Raw genomic sequence first — 20,150 nt, 5'->3', positions numbered from 1 at the left:
AACCTGTCGTCCTGCCCAAAACGCCAACGGCGCCGTTCGGGCGCTCGTGCATAAAGGCGTCTGTGCATAAAGCTGTGACTAGCGTGGGCTATCAAGAACTGAGGACGAGTGAAGGAATTGCTTTCAGGGTATGCTCTCTTCCAATCATACGAAAGAATACATCCTTAGCGAGGATAAGCTTGCATGGTATATGTGGACGTAAAGGCGCAACATCTCGAAGGTTTTTCCGAAACTCTGCTGAGATGCAACCATCTATATCGTCCAAGCAACGACTCCATTGCCTTGCTCAATGCTGTCAAAAGCAGGCAACAGATCGAGATATTTGACTATAGCCGCTCCGCCGATGCATTCACCCGCGCTTTCGGAATACGAAACTCTCTGAAATGCCTGCGGGCACTCGCCAATCTCGGACCGGCGATACGCGGATATGAAAGGGTATGCGATCTCGGCTGCGGCTCCGGTGCCTTCAGCCTTGCCTTTGCCTATCTCGCCGATAATCCCAACCTCGAGCTTCACGGCTTGGATGCCTCGGAAACCCAGCTTCTGCTTGGCGAGGAGCTCATGTCGGCGGCGGCGCTGCCGGGGCGCTATCGGTTCGAGCGACGAAACCTGCCGGCGCAGATCGGCTATCTTCCCGATCTGACGATCTCCTCCTATTGGTTCTGTGAGAACGAGCATGTGATCACCAATCCGGCACTATTTGACCTCATGGTGGGGCGGGAGATGCTGATCGTTGATTATGAAAAGATTATCGATCGCATTGCGAGCTCCCTTCCAAGAGGATTTCACGTGCTGGCGCGACACAGCGCCCTTGTCGAAATCCCCGCCGCGCTGACCGATTTCGTCGCGCAGGAATGGGCAAGCGTCTACAGCATTCACATCAGCCGTAACGCGGATTAGACGAGCCGGGTCTATTCCGAGCCTCGGCGCGATCGGATCGCAAGCATACCGCAATGCGCCGATACCGGCGGATTGCCTGGCTTGAGACCGACGCCGCATGCTTCCGCAATCATATTGTCAGGTCTTGCGCATTGTCAGGCCTTGCCAATCGCAATGCTCCTGCCATCTATGCCTCGGCGAAGCTGTAACGCGCGCGCTCCGATTGTTGGAATTTGTTAGTCTCATTGTTGGTTTCAAGGATTTTCCTCTCATGTCTTTCCGATCCTCGTCATTGCTTCGCATCCTTGCCCTTGGCGGCTCAGCCGCCATCGCGTTCGGCATACAGACCGCGGCGGCGCAGGAGATGTCCAGCCCGGCTCGATGGCCGGATACGCCGACCTCGCGCCTGGAAGCATTGGCAATCCTTGAGACCTTGAATGCCGATCTCCTCAGCAATGCCAGCGCTACGCTGACGCTCGATCGCTGGTGCGCCGCTCACAAGCTCGCACCGGAGGGTTCCAAGATCGTCGCTCAGCGGGTGCTCGGACAGGACAAGCCAGCCGATGCTCCCATCCGGGAACTGCTTGCCGTCGGTCCCGATGAACCCATCGCCTACCGGCGCGTGCGCCTGGCCTGCGGTGACCGCATCCTGTCCGAGGCAGACAACTGGTATGTGCCGTCGAGACTGACGGCCGAGATGAACAAGGCGCTCAACACGAGCGATATCGCCTTCGGCCGTGCCGTTCAGGCGCTCCATTTCACCCGTACGAACCTGTCCGCGAAATTGCTTTGGTCTCCGCTGCCGGAGGGATGGGAGACGGGTGCCGAGCTGCCGGCCTCCGGAACAGCGCCTCTTGTCCCGCCGCCATTCCTGCTCGAACATCACGCCGTGCTGAAGCTGCCGAACGGGACGCCGTTCAGCGCCCTTGTCGAAAGCTATACCAGCCGCGTATTCGATTTTCCGGCTCCGCATCTGCCTTCGCAATAGGCTTCCTCCGGTCCATTGCCGGAAAAGGACGCCATGCATAGCGCGCCACCGATAGCGCGGAGAGGTTGTTTCAACCGCGCGGCACAGGCAAAAAGCCAGTTTCACACAAGTCATTCTGGTTATCGTACCGGCATCAGCAACGTGCGAGGAACCAATGAGCATCTTTGGTAGCATGAAAACGTCCGTTTCAGGCATGAATGCGCAGGCGAATAAGCTTAGCACCGTGTCGGACAACATCGCGAACGTCAACACGACGGCCTACAAGTCGGCAACGGCCAGCTTTTCGTCGTTGATCCTGCCTTCGGGCGGCGGCAACTACAATTCCGGTAGCGTCGAGACGAATGTCAGCTATTCGGTTTCGCAGCAGGGCGACGCCATTTCGACCTCTTCGGGCACCGACCTGTCGATCCGGGGCGCCGGCTTCTTTGTCGTGCAGGGCGCCGATGGCTCGACGGTTCTGACGCGCGCAGGCGACTTTAAGCCGGATGCCAATGGCAATCTCGTCAATTCCGCCGGCTACACCCTGATGGGTTATTCCTACGCTTCGGGAGCCCCCGCCGTCGTCGTCAACGGTTTCGACGGTCTGGTGCCGATCAACGTCAATCAGAACGGTCTTGCGAACTCCCCCTCAACCTCGGGCAGCTTTACCGGTAACCTCAATTCGGGTGCTACGGTTGTTACGGCCAGCGCGACCGTGGCCTTGCCGAGCACCGGCTACACGGGGACTGGTGGTACCGGCAGTACGCCGCCCGTTACCACCAATACCCAGAAGAGCTCGGTCGTTGCCTATGACAAGCTCGGCAACACCGTCATGTATGATATCTATTATACCAAGACGGCGGATGCCAAGCCTGCCGATCCCACCACCACCCCGCCAACTCCGGCGACGTCAGGGACATGGGAAGTCGCCGTCTACCGCAATGCCGACGCGGCGACGGGTACCGGTTCATCCTTCCCCTACTCATCTGGCCCCGTTGCGACCAGCACGCTGACGTTCGATACAAGCGGAAATATGACATCCGGCGGCACCTTCACCATCACCGATCCAAAGACCGCCGGGTCGATCGCGATGGATCTGAGCAAGATGACCCAGAAAGCCGCGGCCTTCGCCTCCACCGGCTCGACCAACGGACAGGCGGCAGCCGCGGTCACGGGCGTCACCATCGATAAGAACGGCGTCGTCTACGCGAATTACGCAAAAGGCGATCCGAAGGCGATCTATCAGATCCCACTGGCAACCGTTGCAAGCCCCGACAAGCTGACCCTCATGAGCGGCAACGTCTATCAGGCCAATGCCGAATCCGGCGTTACCGTCACGAGCTTCGCCAACAGCAACGGCCTCGGCTACATCCAGTCGAACTCGCTGGAAGCCTCGAACGTCGACCTGGCGGGCCAGCTCACCGACATGATCCAGGCGCAAAAGAGCTATACCGCCAACTCCAAGGTCTTCCAGACGGGCTCCGACCTGCTGGATGTCCTGGTCAATCTCCAGCGCTGATCTTTTCGCTTATCCAGTTATGAGGGCCCTTCGGGGCCCTTTTGTTTTGGGTTCCACGCAGCAAGCCGACGGCTCCTTTTCGGATGCCGGCCCGAGCAGTCCTATTTCGCTCGGCGACCGATTTGCTCGAAGAAAGCGATCAGTTGCTGGGTGAGGAATTCCGGATTCTCGTCGGGCAGCCAATGGCCGGTGTCTGGCGCGACGCCGCCATGCACGTCGGTGCCGAGCTCCTTCGCCATGGAAAGTTCCGTCAAACCGTTGCTCTTGTCGCCAGCAAGCGCCAGGATCGGCATCGGCAGTTTCCGTTTCTCGAATTCGGCGAAACGGCGTTCGTCTTCGGGAAAGGCGCGGTAGAGCTCGAAGCCGGCACGGAGCCCTCCGGGAGCGGCATAGGCCTTGGCGTAAACAGCAATGTCCTCGTCGGCGACCTGCCTGTAGGCACGCTTCAGATAAAAATCCCGGATGAATGCGTATTCATGGCCGGCAACCACCATTTCTGCGATGTCGCGCTGCTGGAAGAGCCCGAAATGCCAAAGCTCCGGGTCGGGCTTGTGCTTCGCTTCATTCCAGGCGGCGGTGGCCGGAATAGGCACGTCGAGCATCGTGATGCTGGCAACCTCGTCCGGCCACTGCGCCGCGTATGCATAGGCGACCATAACGCCGATATCGCGCCCGACCAGATGGACTTTCGTTGCGCCGAGCCCGTCGATCAGAGCGCGAATATCGGCGGCCATAGTCGCCTTATCATAACCGGCGAGCGGTTTTTCGGATTCACCCGCACCACGATAGTCCACAGCGACAACGCGGTAGCCGGCCTTTGCCAGCGACGGCATGATGTTCCGCCATGTATACCAGGTCTGCGGCCAGCCATGCAGCAGTACCACGAGCGGACCATTTGCTGCGCCGCCCATGACATAGTGAAGCCGAACGCCGTTCGCATCGGCATAGTGATGCGAGAACTGCGTTTCGAAGCCCTGCGGCAAACCCACGTGCCGCGTCGTTTCGACAGAGATCGCGGGCTGCTGCTCTTGTGCGAAGGCGGGGACGAAGAGTGCCGCAAGGATAATGGCAGTAGCTGCCAAGGAGGAACGCATCGCATAAGCTCCTGTCGTTTGGCGCCGTCGGGCGCCGCGATCAATATCGTCATGCAAGCCGTCAAACGAATGTGTTGCCGCTTGGCGATCGAGACTCGCCTGAGTTAAATCCCACCGCAGATGGCTCGACGGGGGAGCCTCGCACCGCATGCCAGACCACCTGTCATTACCGCTCTCCTCCTGTCCGCAGGAGAGTTACTCGATGTTTTTATCGCCGACGAGGGCGCCACTACCCACGCTAGAAACCCGGCTCAGATCCCCCAGTTTCGACCTGCTTTAGATGGGAGATGATCGCAGCGGCCACCTTGGCAGGTGCCTCTCGGGTAGGAAAATGCCCCACTCCATTTAGGACGACACGATGGTAGCCGCCGCCGAAGTAGCGGTCCTTGCCTTCGGAGCTTTCCATCAGCACCGTTCCGTCGGCTTCACCCTGGATCATCAGCGTCGGGACGCTCAGTCTCTCCACCTCGGCGATCCGCTTGCGCAGATCGTCGTAGCGCGGATCGCGCGGTTCATCGCGCCAGCGGCTGCGGTAGCTATTCAGGGTGATGGCGAGCCAATCGGGATTGTCGAAGCTTCCTGCCGTCGCTTCGAACTCGGCCTCGTCGAACCATCCCGGCGGGCTCCAGGTCTCCCATTGAAGGCGGGCGAAGCCCTTGGGATCGCGGGCGACCGCCTCGGCGCCTCGATCGACGGCCATGAACCACTGATACCACCAGGCTCGGGATTGCCGGAAAGGCGGTATCGGAAAGGCGCCCTTGGGCGAATAGGGTAGCGACAGCGCGACGAGCGCTTGCAGGCGGTCCGGGACGAGCGCGGCCAATGCGTAGCCGATGCGGGCGCCCCAGTCGTGACCGGCTACAGCGAAGCGATCTGCCCCGAGACGGTCCATCAGATCGAGAGCGTCCTGAGCCATGGCCTCGGCGCTGCCGTCACGAATTGTCTCTGCGATGCGGAAGCAGGTCGGGCCGAAACCCCTGAGCCAGGGTGCAACAGTCCTAAATCCGGCGGCGTTCAGATGCTTCGCTACCCCCGCCCAGCTCAGTGGATCGTCGGGCCAGCCGTGCAGCAGCAAGATCACCGGCCCGCCTTGAGGCCCGCTTTCCCCGAAACCAATTTCGAGGAGATCGGTGGCCACCATACGAATGGGAGGATCTGTCGGCATCGGTCAATCCCGTGCTTGCTTCGAGATGGCGGCACGGCGCCAGATCTCGTAGCCGATGCAGAGATGCTGTGTTTGAATCTTTGGCATGCGTCAGAACTTCACCGCATGCCGAATTGTTCCCGGGCACCAGCCGAGCGTGGCGCGGCCACCGATCACATCACTCGCGCAATTGGGGTGACGTCAGGGCTGGCAGGCTACCAGGTGGTGCCCTGCTTCTGCAATTCGGCGATATCAGGAACCAAACAGGCCAAACAATGTTAAGGCGGGATACGCTCCCAAAAAGATTGGCACCGCCGACCCCGAAAACTCGCTACATCCCGGCCGTGCCCGAGATCCGAAGGAAGGCCACAATGCGCGATCACGACCATGCGGGACATGTCGGGATGAACAGGCATCCCTATGCCATGTTCGCCGTCAATATGCTTCTCAGCCTGATCGTCATGTATTTCGTCATGTTCTCGATGATCGACGGCTGGAACGATTTCCGGAACAATTTCAACATGCTCTACATGGCGCTGACAATGGTGGCTCCAATGGGCATCATCATGCTCGCGACTATGGGAAGCATGTACAAGAACAAGAGGCTGAACATCGGAATTCACGTCCTACTCGTGATCCTGTTCGTAGCCGCCTTCGCCGGCACTCGCACCCAGGCCCTTATAGGCGATCGCCAGTTCATCGCCTCCATGGTACCGCATCATTCCGGTGCGATCCTCATGTGCAGGGAGGCATCTCTCGAAGATTCGGAACTTGTCAGGCTCTGTTCCGAAATCTCGCAAGGCCAGCGCCGGGAAATCGAGCAGATGAATGCCATTGAAGCTCGCCTTGGCGATCACGAATAGCTGGCTTCACCATATGGGCCGGTCACCCCATAATGGAAACCAAGATGAGCCGGTCGCTCCAAGTTGTTGCCTTACCGGGACGCTCGCTGAGGAGCGAGGCCGGAAGATTAGCAATGCCGACAGAAGCCTCGGCTTTTAACATAGTCGCACATGCCCATCCTTCAAAGCGGTTCAGCTTCTGCACAGCACGCAAAAACAGCCCCGGTCATCTGGTCGAAGGCAATGTGGCCGGCGTGTGCCCAAGGTTTCAGGCCGCGCGAACGCGATCGCGGCCGCTGAGCTTGGCCGAATAGAGAGCCTGGTCGGCGCGACGGTACAGATCCGGCGCGCTCTCTGTTTCAAAGCAGGCAGCAATGCCGGCCGAACAGGTGTAGCCGAAATCAGGAGAGTCGATAAGCGGCCGGGAAAACCGGATCGTCGTCAACATCCGCTCTATGCACTCGATTGCATCCTGCAACTCCGTCCCCGGCATGACGAGCGCGAACTCCTCGCCTCCGACCCGCCCGAAACAATCGGTGCGTCGCACATGCTGGTGAAGCCGATGAGCAAAATCCCGCAAAACAAGATCTCCGGCGTGATGACCGAGCCTATCGTTGATCGATTTGAAATTGTCGATATCGAACAAGGCAAGGCATCCGATGCTACCATTCCGCGCACCAATCAGCATGTCGTCTATGCGCGCCATGACGAAACGGCGGTTGGCGATGCCTGTCAGCTCGTCGGTTTGTGAAGCCTTGATCGCTTGGTCGCGATCTTGGCGGACACTCCGGCTTTCGGCGCGCAATGTCGTGATGTCGCTTGCAACGCACAGCATCCAGCCATTCTTCTGCACGGTCTCGGTCATCCAAAGCCAGCGGCCGTCGGCCAAATCGGTCTCGAAAGCTCGATAGCCGATCTTGCCGCGCCGCGACTGCGTCGACCGTAGCCACCCATCGAAATCGGCCGTACGAATGACCGTGCCGCGCCCGAGTTCGAAGTTGCGCCGCATCAGATCCGGCCAAAGCGGCGCCTCACCGGGATCGATGAAATAGGCCGAGCGGAAGGCATGGTTCGCGTAGCGCAGCCGGTCCTCAGCATCATAGGCTGCGATGAGTGTCGAGCTGGTAGCACAAAGGTGCAGAAGCTGTTCGCCCATTTCGTCCATATCGAATCCCGCTGATTGCGCTCTACAATACCTATTGCGGAATTCCCTCGAGGAAAGGGGTACAGCGATATCGGTTTCGGGTGATGGCGAACTTATCCAGCCACTCCTGCGAGAGCTTGAGGTGTCGAACCGGGGTGGAGCGAACTGAGAGCCTCAGGGGCTACGGCATGCAAGCCGGTCGCCAACGATAACAGATCGGCGCGATTTTGGGATTTCTAGTTGAGATTGCAGCTGGATGGTGATCCTATGCCGCCCCGCATATCTGACTTCTTTCTCGCCTTCCTGATTCCATCACGCGAGCGGCGCATGTCTATTTCAGATACGATCTACCGTCCCTTCGAAAGGCTGATCCAGCCGCTCGACATCCCCTATCGGCCCCTGCCGTCGAAAGGGCCTATTGCCGTTCTCTGGCATTTCATCTCGATGTTCCGCGGCGTGCTGATCGCGCTCGTCCTCTGCACCATGGCGATTGAAGTCATGAGCTTGACCATCGTTTGGGGCTTGTCCGTCATTGTTGATGGCGTCACGCAGCAGGGTGCTGCCGCTTTCCTGCAGAACGACCGGATGCTGCTGACCTTCCTCGGTCTAATGCTTTTTCCTTGCATCCCGATCGGCTCTTTCCTCGTCAATACGCTGACCTCGCATACGCTTGGCATCGGCATGCCGGCCGCCATTCAATGGCAGGGCCATAGGGCGGTGGAGCGGCAGGACCTCGCCTTCTTCCACGATCTCTATGCCGGCCAGGTCGCCTCGCGCCTGCAGCAGGTAGCGTCAGCCGTGCAGCAACAGGTCATTTCGGCCTTCCAATCCATCCCGCGCTTTATCATGCAGATGGCCGGCTCCGTCATCCTTCTGGGCGCGCTCTCCTGGCAGCTCGCCCTTCCGTCCATCGTTTGGATCACGCTCAACGTGCTTCTCGCCGTCAGGCTGGCGCCCGTCTTCACCGAGCGCTCACGCCGCTCGGCCAAGCGTCGCAGCCTGATATCCGGCGCCATCACCGATCTCTATGCCAATATGCAAATGGTCAAGCAATTTGCCGCGGAAGACAGCGAGGCCGGTGCGATCAGAGGCATAATCGGCAAGGCGATCGAAGCTCAGCAGAGCGAACAACGCATCTACCGTACCGCTGAGGTCATCGTCGTCGTTCTCAACATGATGCACTGGCTGGCAATCCTGTCGATCGGCTTTACCGGGCTCGTGGATGGCTTCGTCACAATCGGCGAATTCACCGCCGCCGTTTATGTTCTCAACCGCTTCTCCGGACACACATTCACGTTCCTGCAGATGGGCCAGCAGATCTTCCAGGCGATCGGTACCATCAAGGACGCGATGCCGGTCATGACGACGCCTCCGACCATCATCGACCAGCCCGATGCGGCGGAGCTGGTGGTCGATCGGGGCGAGATCCGCTTTGAAAACGTCCGTTTCGCCTACAAGTCCGGCAAACCTGTTATCAACGATCTGTCGCTGACGGTTCGGCCGGGCGAGAAGGTCGGACTGGTCGGTCTATCGGGTGCCGGCAAGACGACGCTCGCCAACCTGCTCCTGCGCTTCTACGATATCAAGGACGGCGCGATCCGGATCGACGGGCAGGATATCCGGGCGGTGACGCAGGCAAGCCTTCGCCGCGCGATCGGAGTCATAGCCCAGGATGTCGCGCTGCTGCATCGTTCCGTCGGTGACAATATCCGCTACGGCCGGCCGGAGGCGGCGCAGGAAGAGGTCGAAAGGGTGACGAAGTTGGCGAGCGCCGATGGCTTCATCGCCGATCTTGCCGATAGCGAAGGCCGCAAGGGCTTCGATGCTTTCGTCGGCGACCGCGGCATCAAGCTATCAGGCGGTCAACGCCAGCGCGTCGCAATCGCGCGCGTCCTGTTGAAGGATGCACCGATCCTGGTGCTGGACGAAGCGACCTCGGCTCTCGATAGCGAATCCGAGGCCGCCATACAGGAAAAGCTCGCCCTGGTAATGGAGGGAAAAACCGTCATCGCCATTGCGCATCGCCTTTCGACCATCGCTAGGATGGACCGGATCGTCGTGCTCGATGGCGGGAGGATTGTGGAAGAAGGCAAACCGGAGGAATTGGTGCAGCAGGATGGCCTGTTTGCGCGGCTATGGAAACAACAGATCGGCGGCTTCATCGCCGACGAAGTCAATTAGCCGGACAGGGACAGGATCATCCTGTCACACGCACCGAATGGCGAACCTCGCTTTTCGAAGCGAGGTCCGCATCGTCTCTTATCAAGCTATCTGGCAAAGCGTTCCGGCCGGAAGGAAGCCAGAAGGGGGTGCCGTCTGCCGGTGGCGATCTCGTCGGCAAGCAGCTCGCCCGCGATCAGGCCGAGCGTGGCGCCGCTATGGCTGAAGGCGACGAAATAGCCCGGTATCGCCTGCAATTCGCCGAAAACGGGCTCGCCATCGCCCGGGATTGGTTTGGGGCCGATGCCGTAGTCGCCGATCTCGAGGGTCGGGTTGCCTTCCAGCACCTTTGAAGCCTCCATCAACAAGCCTTCAAGAGTCGAGGGACTGATCTCATAACTGCCGTCGCCCTTCACGACGACCTCCTCTTCCGACCATGCCGAATCCAGGGCGAAGGCGCCGTCCGGAGTTGGACGAATGGCGACGCGCGGCGTGTTCAGCACCGCCTTCAGCGGGTGCTTGATCGGCTTCGTCCTGACGAGAAGTGCGATCGGCGTATCATCGCCGATATGCTGGCCGGCCTCGGCAACGATCGTCGGCACGTCGCCACCGGTGGCCAGCAGCACGGCATCGGCCGACCAATGGGCGCCGTTCGCTGTCCTGACGCCACGGGCACGGCCTTCGTGTACATCGACCGTCGCCCGGCCGGCATCAGTGACGATTTTGCCGCCCAATGCGCGGAATTCTTCGGCAAGAATCCCGATCAGGGACGGCAGATCGACCCAGCCCTCGCCCGGATTGAAGATCGCTCCCTGTCTGGTCACCGAGCGGGCATCAACGCCGGGCGTAATCCTGGCAACCTGATCCGGCATCAGCAGTTGCGCATGATAGCCAAGGTCACGCTCGTAATCGAAAACCGCGGCAATATCATTGCCGGCATCATCCGCATCCCAGGTCAGGCCGCCATCGAAGCGCAGCCAGGCCGCATCCGGATATTTGGCTGCTAACGTGCGATAGCGGTCGATGCCGGCCAGGCGTAGTCGATGATAGGCGTCGGAACGACGCCGGGCCGAATTGAGCCAGGCGAGCGAGCGGCCGGATGCGCCATTCGCCAACGGGCCATCATTGATAAGTGTTGTTTGAATGCCGAGCCGCGCAAGATGAACGGCCGTGGAGACCCCGAAGATACCGCCGCCGACGACAATAACTTTCGAAGGACGAGTGGGAGCATGCATGTTGGAAAACCTTGTCAGTGGTGGGTGTTGCGATCAAGAAGCCGGCGGAAGCCGCCGCCGACCCTGTTGTCAAAGAACCTCGGCGAGGAAACGCTTCAGCCGTTCGCTTTGCGGAATGTCGAAGATCTGCTCCGGCGGGCCCGCTTCGACGATACGGCCTTCATCCATGAACACGACCTGATCGGCGACCTTGCGGGCAAATCCCATCTCGTGCGTGACGACCGCCATGGTCATCCCCTGGCGCCCGAGATTGGCCATCAGGTCGAGCACCCCCTTCACCAATTCCGGATCGAGCGCGCTCGTGACCTCGTCGAAGAGAACGACCTCCGGATCCATGGCGAGCGCGCGGGCAATGGCAACGCGCTGCTGCTGGCCGCCGGACAGGCCAGCGGGCCGATGATCCTTACGCCCGGCAAGGCCGACTTCCGCAAGGCGGGTCTCGGCAATTCGGCGCGCCTCGCCCTTCGGCATCCTCTTGATCTTCGTCAGCGACAGCATGACGTTTTCGAGCGCGGTATGATCCGGAAAGAGATTGAAGTGCTGGAACACCATGCCGACGCGGCGCCGCAGGTTTTCCGGCTTCATCGCCAGAATGCTTTCGCCATCGAGCGCGATATCGCCGCGCTTCGGCTCAACGAGCCGGTTGAGGCACCGGAGCAGTGTCGACTTGCCGGAGCCGGAAGGCCCGATGATGCAGGTCACCGTGCCTCTCGCAATATCGAGATCGATGCCCTTCAGCACTTCGAGATCGCCATAGGACATGCTGAGATCGCGGATTTGAACGGCGCCACCCTTGAAACGCGGAGCAGCGGCGTCGGAAGGCGCCGTGGTACCCGATGCCGCTTCCAGTTCGCCGACCTCGACGAGGCCGCTGGTGACGCCGGAACTGTGGCCCTGACGCCCGAGACGCAGACGCGCGTCGATATAGTTGACGAGGTGCGTCAGCGGAACGGTGATGACCAGATAGAAGACGCCAGCGAGCAGCAGAGGCGAGAGATTGCCCGTGACGACGGCCTGATCCTGGCCGACGCGAAAAATTTCGCGCTCGGAGGCCAGCAGCCCCAAAAAGTAGACGAGGCTCGAATCCTTGACGTTGCCGATGAACTGGTTGACGAGGGCCGGCAGGACACGCCGCACGCCCTGCGGAATGACGATCAGCCGCATGCCCTGTCCGTAGCTCATGCTGAGCGCGCGGCAGGCTTCCATCTGCCCCCGCTCGACGCTTTGAATGCCGGATCGAAAGATCTCGCCGATATAGGCGCCGGCGATCAGGCTCAGCGCGATGATGCCAAGCGGAAACGGCGACGGACCGAAGATCTCGCGGCCGATGCGGGCGAAGCCTTGGCCGATGATGAGGATCGTCACGATCGCCGGCAGGCCGCGAAAGATATCGGTATAGATGCGCGCCGGCAGGCGCAGCCAACGTGACTGCGAAATGCCCATAACGGCCAGCACCATGCCGATGATGACGCCGAGCACGGTGGAGGCTGCCGCCAGAATCAGTGTGTTCTTCAGTCCGACCGTGATCATACTCGGCAGGACTTCTGCCATCGCATCCCAATCGAGGAAGCTGCGACGGAGATTTTCAAGCCAATCCATTCAATTCCCCATGAAATTCGTCAGGCGGTTCAATGCCGCCGTCCGGCAAGCCGGACGGCGGCACGGCCTTACTTTTTAGGAAGATATTGGTCGGGCATCGGCGAGCCGGGGAACCACTTCTCATAGAACGTCTTCCAGGTGCCGTCCTGCATCGCTTCGTGCAGCGCCTTGTTGAGCGCCAGGCGGAAGGCGTCATTGCCCTTGTGGACGACGAAGCCTGCAGGTGCGTCGAAAGACGGAATGTTTACCGCAATCTTCAATGTGGGATAACGCTCGCCATATTGCTTGGCCGCCTCATAATCGAGGAAATGTGCGTCGATGGTACCGTTGTTCAATGCCGCCACGGCCGAATTGTTGTCCGGGAATTTGACGAGATCCGTGCCAGTGAAGTTCTTCGTGGCATAAACTTCCTGCAGCGTACCCTGTACGACGCCGAGGCGCTTGCCCTTGAGACCGCTCGCATCCTTGATCGAGGCATCGGAGGACAGAACCGAGAGATAGCCGGCGAGGTAACCATCCGAGAAATCGACCGTCTTCTTGCGTGCCTCGGTGGTGCCGATCGCCGCGACGGCGACGTCGAAACGCTGGTTGGCGACCGACGGCAGCAAGGCTGAGAACTCCTGGCCGGTAAACGTCACCTTGTCCTTGGGAAAGCCCATGCGGGAGACGACGTTCAAAAAGAGTTCGATATCGAAACCGGTGAATTGCCCATCGGCCGTCGTGAAGGTGTAGGGCTTGGAATCTCCCATCGTGCCGACGCTGATAACGCCGGGATCGATCAGATGATAGGGGTTGTCGGCAGCGACCGCCGGGCCGACGCTTGCTGCAACGAAATAGGCCAGCACGCCGGCGCGCAAGGGCGCGGCAATGGCTGAGAATATACCGGATATGTTCATGTTCGTTCTCCGCTCTGAAGGATGCTCTTATCGGCACTCATGCATGCGCGTCCTCATCCCCGCCCGGGGTTGGCGAGAGATTATCTGGACAAGAGACCGGTCTCATATATAAAGAGACCGGTCTCAGTGATATTTGTTAACTTGAGATTGACCGCCCGTCAACAACTCTTGTAGTCGTCATTGAATGGAAGAGCCCCTTACCTCGAAACGCTCCGTGACCGTCGCCGACGTTGCCAGGGCAGCGAATGTCTCGAAGGCCACCGCCGCGCGCGTGCTCGGCGGCTATGGCATCGTCAGCGACAAGGTTCGCGAGCAGGTGCTTGCCGCTGCCGCCGCACTCGAATACCGGCCGAACGAACTTGCCCGCAGCATGACGACAGGCAAATCCGGCATCATCGGCGTTTTGGTGGGCGATATCGAGAATGCCTTCTTCAGCCTGGCTGTCAGGGGTATTAGCGACGTCGCGCGCATGGCCGGCTTCAATGTGATCATTGCCAATTCCGGCGAGGAGCTCGATGCGGAAAAGTCGGCGGTGGATCTGCTCATCGGCAAGCGCGTCGATGGGTTAATCGTGACCCCGGCGCGCTGCGACCGGATGGAGCATCTTCGGGACATACATCGCGTCGGCGTGCCGCTCGTTCTCTTTGACCGAAGCATTCCGGAACTCGGCGTGGATGCCGTCACGGGCGATGATTTCGACGCCGCCATGATGGCCACCCGCCATCTTCTCGATATGGGACATCGTCGGATCGCCTATATCTCCGCCATGGATGCGGAGAATGAATTCCTTGGCGATATCAGCAGCATTTCCAATTCGGCGGTGCGCGAACGGGTGGAAGGCGTGCTGAAGGAACAAGCCGACGCCGGCATAAAGAAGGCTCGGTATTACGTGCGGCTCGGCGCCACCGACCAGCCAAGGACGGATGGTGTCGTCGAGCGCCTGCTGCGGGACGCGGCACCGCCAACCGCCCTCATCACTTCGGACAGCCTCGTCGGTCTTCGCGTTTTCAAGTCTCTGCAGACCTTCGGGCTGTCCATACCACGCGACATCTCGATGATTTCCTTTCTGGATGCCGACTGGACGACCGTCACGACACCGCCGATTACCGTTATCGACCAGCCTGTCTACGAGATGGGCAAGAAGGCGGCCGAACGGCTGATTTCGCGGTTGAACGGCAAGGGCATGCCCGCGGAGCGCACCGCCATAAAAACTAGCCTTATCCGGCGCGGATCGGTCGCCTCGCTGCCTCTCAGCGATCAGTAACGCGCCATATCGTGAGCGGGTGGGAACGTCCTAGACCAACTTCGCCTTCATCGATAGGGCCGAGATGATCGGGCACGCGCAGGACAAACCATGACAATGAACACGACCCAACTTCGAACCGCGTTCTGCCCGTCGTGATTAAGGCCCGGCAAGCTGCGGCGGCGGGCGCGATGAAACAAATTGATTTCAGACATGTTTGACTCCGATAAGAAAGGAGATCGACATGACAGCGCCGCGTAAACCAAATCCGTCATCCCGCGAAGAAGACTATCGCGACTATGAAGACCGGGACCTGCGTGAGGGGTGGCCATATTCCGATGCCGATGGCGATCCTCTAAAACCCAGGCCCGACGACACGGGCTATGGCGACACCCCGGCCAATTTCGACGAAGATCCGAGCGCCGGGTTTACAAAGGATACCGCCGATGCGTCTGGACGCGAGGACCGGATCGATACAACCGCCCCTTTGCCGCCAAACAGAATTGACGACGACCAGTTGGAAGCGCAGATCACGGATCGACTGGAAGAGATCGGCAAGGTCGACGTCGACAGCATCGAAGTGCGTGCCACCGATGGTGTTGTCACACTGGAAGGCCGCGTCGAGACGATTTCGCTGCTGCGCCACCTGGAAACTATCGTTTTGTCCATACCTGGCGTCGTGAGCGTACGAAACAATCTCGAGACGATCGCCATCGATTCTCATATTCCCGATGAGGAGTAAATCGAGTCGGCTCAATCTTGGCGAGACTTGAACTGCGTACAACCGCGTGAAAGCACGGCCCCATGTCTCCTCGATACTTTGATCATTGCATCGCTCCCGAGAACAAGGCAGCATATTCTTTCCCGACACAGCAGCAGAACAATAGATTTTTGCATTTCTCCGAAGTGCTACTATTGCCGGGAAATACGGGGCAAAGGGACCGACGCCGCAATGGTGACGCGTGCGCAGCAAATTGGCGTCGTTATCGGCCTGACCATCGTCACGGCGCTGACGATCCTTCGGGCAAGCGATCCTCAGTTACTAAGGCTTGCCCGCGATTTGACCTTTGACCAGTATCAGCGCCTGGTGCCCAGGACCTTCGAGAACCAGCCCGTCCGCGTCGTCGACATAGACGAGGCGTCCTTGCGCGAGTTCGGTCAATGGCCTTGGCCGCGAAACCGGATTGCCGCTCTTGTGGACAGGCTTTCCGATATGGGCGCGTCCGCCATCGCCTTCGATGTCCTTTTCGCTGAGCCCGATCGCCTGTCGCCGCGCAATGTCGTTCGCGATGTCACCGGGATCGACCCTTCGCTGCTCGGCAAGCTGCCGGACAATGATGAGATTTTTTCCCAGTCGCTATCGGGAAGACCGGTGGTTCTGGGCTTCGGCCTCTCCAACGAAGGGAACTATCTGCCGCCGATCAAGGCGGGATTTGCCTATACCGGCGAAAGCCCCTTCAGTGCGCCGCCGGCGATCAAGGCCGCGACGCCGCTGCAGCCGCAATTGCAGGCCAATGCCGCAGGCCTCGGCCATATCAGCCTCAATCCGGGCGCATCATCGGCGGTGGTGCGCGCGGTTCCGCTGTTCCTCAGCGACGGCAAACAGCTTTACCCCAGCCTTGCGCTCGAAGCGCTCCGCGTCGCACAAGGGGCCTCCACCTACGTGCTCGACGCAGCGCCGAACACGCCCAACACGCTAGCTCGTGTGAAAATCGGGGATTTCGTCGTGCCGGTAACGGCAGCGGGAGAGCTCTGGCTCTATGTCAGCCCCGACACTACGGAGCGGTATATTTCGGCAGCAAAGGTACTTTCGCCCGGAAACGTCTCTACCGATATCAAAACTGCCATCGAAGGCAGCATCGTTTTCGTCGGAACCTCTGCCTCAGGTCTCCAGGATGTCCGCACGACGGCCCTTGGCGAGAACGTGCCCGGCGTCTCCATCCATGCTCAGATCGTTGAGCAGGTTCTTTCGGGCCGCTTCTTGTCCCGGCCGGATTGGGCGGACGGTCTGGAAATCCTGTCCATCGCCATCTTGGGCAGCCTTCTGGTAATCCTCACCACTTTCGTCAATCCGGCCGTCGCGCTTGCCTGCGGCCTGCTGATTACCTTCCTTGCTCTTGTGGCCTCCTGGCTTGCCTTCTTGTATGGGGGCTTCCTCTTCGACCCGCTGGCACCGATCGTCGCCGGATCGATCACGCATTTCGCCGCGACGGCATTCCGCTTTCTCGTGACCGATCGGGAACGTCGCGACGTGCGGCGGGCTTTCGGCCACTATCTCTCGCCGTCCCTGCTCCATCGCATCGAGCATACGCGCAATGCCCTGCGCCTCGGAGGAGATGAACGCGAGCTGACGGTCATGTTCGTCGATGTGCGAAACTTCACCCAGATCAGCGAGGAGATGACCCCGAGCGCCGTCGTTGCGTTTCTGAACACGCTGCTCGATGCACTGAGCTACCATGTCATCGCCAATGACGGCACGCTCGACAAGTTCATCGGCGACTCGATCATGGCCTTCTGGAACGCTCCCGTCGATGTCTCCGATCATGCCGGCAAGGCGATCCGCGCGGCTCTCGGCATGCGGGAAACGCTCGCCCGCCTCAACAAGATCGATGCATTCGGTTTCGGAGACGAGCGGCGGGTCGGGATAGGGATCGGCATACATACGGGGCTCGCATGCGTCGGCAATATGGGGGCCGAGACACGGTTCAATTACTCCGCGGTCGGGGACGCCGTGAACATTGCCGCACGTATCGAATCCGCCTGCAAGGACATCAATTTCGACATTCTGGTATCCGAACCGACCGCAAGCCTGCTGCCCGATTGCGCTCTGCTCGAGGCCGGCGCGCTGACGCTGAAGGGTAAGAGTATGAGAACCAAACTCTTTGCTGTGGTCGGCGATGCGCGCCTGAAAAGATCCACCGAATTTGCCGAACTTCAGTCCACGCACAGGCAGCTTGTCGCCGCTCTCCGAACACGGTCGACGAGCAGCCGCAAACTCATCAGCACGACGAAACTCAAGGCGCGGGCCGTAGCAGCAGGACTATTGCAGGGTTTTTACGGCCAGATTTCGCGCCGAGCCGGACATTTCGCCGATGAAACCGCAGACAAGGCGGCCGACATCTAGCTGACTGATAGCCATCCTCCGCCACGTACAGCACTATCGATGGTGATGCCCGTTACCGTGACCGCCATGATGGCCGTCATCTCCTTGGCTGTCCTGATCGTCTCCGTCGTGATCACCCCATCCGTGGTCACCTCTGCCATGATGGTTGTGATGTTCATGGTGATCGTGATGCTCGCCTTCGTCGTCATCGTGCTCATGCGGTTTGCCTGATTTATCGGGCGGGCTTGGCGGATTTGAGATATCCGGCGTGCTGGGAGTTTCGTGCGGTGCTGCGGGCGCCTCGGCGTGCGGCGATTCCTGGGGGCTGGGTGGGCTAGGCGTATCGTGCGGTGCCGGTGCAGGATTATTCGCCGGAGCGCTGCGTGGAGATATGCCATTAGGCCGATCTCTCATCGCCGTCGACAGACCGCAGCCGCCGCCGGCAAAGCCCATTCGTCCCGAAAGTTGCTGATCGCCGGACAGGAACGGCAAAGCTTTCTGGTTGCCCAGGGTTTTGAGGATATCGCGGTTGACCCGGCGCGGATCGCTGATCTGACCGTTGCGTTTTGCAACGACGCAGTCGCATTGCTGCTTCAACTGCCTGCATCCGCCGGCACCGCAGAATTGCGCGGCGCCGCTCAACAGAACGACCGCCGTGGTGCCATTGGCCCCGACATAGAAATCGAATACCGTGCCGCGCACGCCGATCGTCCCGGCCGGAGTTACGATCTGGTAGGCCGCGTGGTTCGAATTTCCACTCATCCAGCGAAAAGTGCCCTTGGCCGCATTGACGGTCAGCTTTTTGACGGAGCCTGAGTCGTCGTAGACGAATTTATCGATGACAACAGAGGAGCCGGCTCCCACAGCCAGCTTCGTGCCATCTTGAAAGGTGAACTGTCCAAGACCCGAAAGGGAGGTGCGAATTCGCTCATCCCGATGCACGGGATCGTCGACCGCAAGCGGACCGCCTTCGCCCGTAACTTCGGTTTTAATCAGCACCGCCTGACCGACCTTCTCGGCGCCTCTCGAAGACAATGGCGCGAGCAGCATGACGCTCAACGCGATGGTTGCGGCGTGACGTAGATACGACATCGCACCCTCCAGGCATATCTATGTTTTACCATAGAATACCTTCAAATGTCGCATCATCCTTTTTGAGTATAAACGGCGCAGGCCGATTTATTATCGGGTTGAATCCCACCGAAACAGACAGGTTCTACCACCGTCATCATCGGTGAAGCTTCCATGCCGGTTGTATCTTCCATCTTGTTTGACGGAAAACCTACTTTCTGGCCAATGCGCGATATTTCGGCGAAGTTACCAGGGTCGAAAACGGAGGGTGGAACAATTTCGGAGACGTTACGTTTGAGGCAAATGAAAACGCAGCACGCCATTGTTCGTACTGGTAAAATTCTTCAATTCGACTCCGCTCAAGTCCACATCTTGGAAAGTGGCGATGTCGCGGGGCGTCCCGTCGTCGTTTTGCACGGATGCGGCAGTCTCGCCCAGGAAGTTCTTCTTCCCTTTGAGAACAGCGCATATCGGCTGATTGCGGTCGACCGCCCTGGTTATGGCCATAGCACTCCCTTGCCGGAGGGCGAGCGCGGAGGGTTCGGGCAATCGGTCTGGCTCGAGCGTCTCCTCGAGTTCCTCGACATTAGAAACGTCATCATAGTGGCGCATTCGATAGGATGCGCGCCTGCTCTCCATCTTGCCGCGCGAAGGCGAGACCTAGTGAGTGGCCTGCTGCTGATCTCTCCCTGCTGCCGGCCGGTTCCGTTCAAGCCGCTGATCACGCTCAGAGCCGCCTCAGCTCCGATGATCGGCGCTTTATTTTACCAGCAGGTGATCAGCCGCTGGCCCGGATATTTTGTCGAACGGGGACTTCAAGCCTCGTCCTATCCGAACCCCGTCCCTGCCACGCTTGCAAATTTGCCTGCACATCATCTGCTCAACCCGATTTCGATCCGGTCCATGGCGGACGAGCTTCGGGCATTCAATAGCGATATGCAGCGTCTGACGATGCTCCCCGCGGACTTGCCGATATCGGTCCTGTTCGGGCTCGCCGATAGGATTATCGATCCCGCCTGGCACCTGGAATGGATCCGGAGAAAACATCCCGCCCCTATCATCAAGCTGCTGAACGATGTCGGCCACATGCCGCATCACATTGCGCCCGACATCGCGCGGACGATGCTGAGCGGCTTGGTCACTGTTGCAGACACGGGTTCCGGCATCAGGCCGCCCGACATCGCTTCAATCGACAGGAAGCCTGCTCATGCCGGCTTTCGTCGGCAGCTCACGGCCAGCTGAACCTTGTTGCAT

At 59.7% G+C, this 20,150-nt stretch carries 16 protein-coding genes; 9 read left to right on the top strand and 7 right to left on the bottom strand.

Going from position 1 to position 20,150, the window contains the following annotated elements; translation table 11 throughout:
* The first annotated feature begins 183 nt into the window (after positions 1 to 183).
* From DQ393_RS25505 to DQ393_RS25495, 3 genes are all read left to right on the top strand, one after another.
* Positions 184 to 900 (top strand): class I SAM-dependent methyltransferase, encoded by a 717-nt coding sequence (locus tag DQ393_RS25505; protein ID WP_112344490.1) that lies wholly within the window; start codon positions 184 to 186, stop codon positions 898 to 900.
* 250 nt (positions 901 to 1,150) lie between these two features.
* Positions 1,151 to 1,867 carry a hypothetical protein gene (locus tag DQ393_RS25500; RefSeq protein WP_112344489.1) on the top strand — a complete coding sequence of 239 codons (717 nt, stop codon included), beginning with the start codon at positions 1,151 to 1,153 and terminating at the stop codon, positions 1,865 to 1,867.
* A gap of 154 nt (positions 1,868 to 2,021) precedes the next feature.
* A complete protein-coding gene (locus DQ393_RS25495; RefSeq protein WP_112344488.1) occupies positions 2,022 to 3,365 on the top strand; it encodes a flagellar hook protein FlgE in 1,344 nt (447 codons plus the stop codon).
* 101 nt (positions 3,366 to 3,466) lie between these two features.
* Here the strand turns inward: DQ393_RS25495 and DQ393_RS25490 are convergent, their stop codons facing one another.
* Together DQ393_RS25490 and DQ393_RS25485 are read right to left on the bottom strand one after the other, a co-directional pair.
* Positions 3,467 to 4,459, bottom strand: a complete 993-nt coding sequence (locus DQ393_RS25490; protein ID WP_112344487.1) for an alpha/beta fold hydrolase — start codon at positions 4,457 to 4,459, stop codon at positions 3,467 to 3,469.
* Positions 4,460 to 4,697: 238 nt separating this feature from the next.
* Complete coding sequence (locus DQ393_RS25485) at positions 4,698 to 5,624, bottom strand: alpha/beta fold hydrolase (RefSeq protein WP_245430454.1); 927 nt, start codon at positions 5,622 to 5,624, stop codon at positions 4,698 to 4,700.
* A 350-nt stretch (positions 5,625 to 5,974) separates the two neighbouring features.
* Here DQ393_RS25485 and DQ393_RS25480 point away from each other — a divergent pair, with 350 nt between their 5' ends.
* Complete coding sequence (locus tag DQ393_RS25480) at positions 5,975 to 6,466, top strand: DUF305 domain-containing protein (RefSeq protein ID WP_112344485.1); 492 nt, start codon at positions 5,975 to 5,977, stop codon at positions 6,464 to 6,466.
* A 247-nt stretch (positions 6,467 to 6,713) separates the two neighbouring features.
* Here DQ393_RS25480 and DQ393_RS25475 read toward each other — a convergent pair whose 3' ends face one another.
* Complete coding sequence (locus DQ393_RS25475) at positions 6,714 to 7,610, bottom strand: GGDEF domain-containing protein (RefSeq protein ID WP_112344484.1); 897 nt, start codon at positions 7,608 to 7,610, stop codon at positions 6,714 to 6,716.
* 306 nt (positions 7,611 to 7,916) lie between these two features.
* Here DQ393_RS25475 and DQ393_RS25470 point away from each other — a divergent pair, with 306 nt between their 5' ends.
* Positions 7,917 to 9,770, top strand: a complete 1,854-nt coding sequence (locus DQ393_RS25470) for an ABC transporter ATP-binding protein (protein ID WP_112345171.1) — start codon at positions 7,917 to 7,919, stop codon at positions 9,768 to 9,770.
* Between the two features lie 86 nt (positions 9,771 to 9,856).
* Here DQ393_RS25470 and DQ393_RS25465 read toward each other — a convergent pair whose 3' ends face one another.
* The 3 genes from DQ393_RS25465 to DQ393_RS25455 all read right to left on the bottom strand — a co-directional run bounded on the left by DQ393_RS25465 (position 9,857) and on the right by DQ393_RS25455 (position 13,479).
* Positions 9,857 to 10,984 (bottom strand): NAD(P)/FAD-dependent oxidoreductase, encoded by a 1,128-nt coding sequence (locus DQ393_RS25465; protein WP_112344483.1) that lies wholly within the window; start codon positions 10,982 to 10,984, stop codon positions 9,857 to 9,859.
* 69 nt (positions 10,985 to 11,053) lie between these two features.
* A complete protein-coding gene (locus DQ393_RS34145) occupies positions 11,054 to 12,583 on the bottom strand; it encodes an amino acid ABC transporter permease/ATP-binding protein (RefSeq protein WP_112344482.1) in 1,530 nt (509 codons plus the stop codon).
* A 68-nt stretch (positions 12,584 to 12,651) separates the two neighbouring features.
* Positions 12,652 to 13,479, bottom strand: coding sequence for an ABC transporter substrate-binding protein (locus tag DQ393_RS25455; RefSeq protein WP_112344481.1), 828 nt, complete (start codon positions 13,477 to 13,479; stop codon positions 12,652 to 12,654).
* A gap of 184 nt (positions 13,480 to 13,663) precedes the next feature.
* Here DQ393_RS25455 and DQ393_RS25450 point away from each other — a divergent pair, with 184 nt between their 5' ends.
* The 3 genes from DQ393_RS25450 (at position 13,664) to DQ393_RS25440 (ending at position 17,846) form a co-directional block, all read left to right on the top strand.
* Positions 13,664 to 14,743, top strand: coding sequence for a LacI family DNA-binding transcriptional regulator (locus tag DQ393_RS25450; RefSeq protein WP_112344480.1), 1,080 nt, complete (start codon positions 13,664 to 13,666; stop codon positions 14,741 to 14,743).
* Between the two features lie 223 nt (positions 14,744 to 14,966).
* On the top strand, positions 14,967 to 15,464 hold the full coding sequence (locus tag DQ393_RS25445; protein WP_112344479.1) for a BON domain-containing protein: 498 nt from the start codon (positions 14,967 to 14,969) through the stop codon (positions 15,462 to 15,464).
* Between the two features lie 210 nt (positions 15,465 to 15,674).
* On the top strand, positions 15,675 to 17,846 hold the full coding sequence (locus tag DQ393_RS25440; protein WP_181592419.1) for a CHASE2 domain-containing protein: 2,172 nt from the start codon (positions 15,675 to 15,677) through the stop codon (positions 17,844 to 17,846).
* Positions 17,847 to 17,879: 33 nt separating this feature from the next.
* Here the strand turns inward: DQ393_RS25440 and DQ393_RS25435 are convergent, their stop codons facing one another.
* Entirely contained in the window at positions 17,880 to 18,917 is a 1,038-nt protein-coding gene (locus tag DQ393_RS25435) for a FecR family protein (protein ID WP_112344478.1), read from the bottom strand.
* 282 nt (positions 18,918 to 19,199) lie between these two features.
* On the opposite strand from DQ393_RS25435, the gene DQ393_RS25430 reads away from it, so the two are divergent.
* Entirely contained in the window at positions 19,200 to 20,138 is a 939-nt protein-coding gene (locus DQ393_RS25430) for an alpha/beta fold hydrolase (protein ID WP_112344477.1), read from the top strand.
* Positions 20,139 to 20,150 lie beyond the last annotated feature (12 nt).

This window comes from Martinezella tropici (assembly GCF_003287875.1).
GTDB lineage: Bacteria > Pseudomonadota > Alphaproteobacteria > Rhizobiales > Rhizobiaceae > Rhizobium > Rhizobium tropici_C.
The sequence above is the reverse complement of the archived record's forward strand: the minus strand, read 5'-3'. Positions and strand labels throughout refer to the sequence as shown.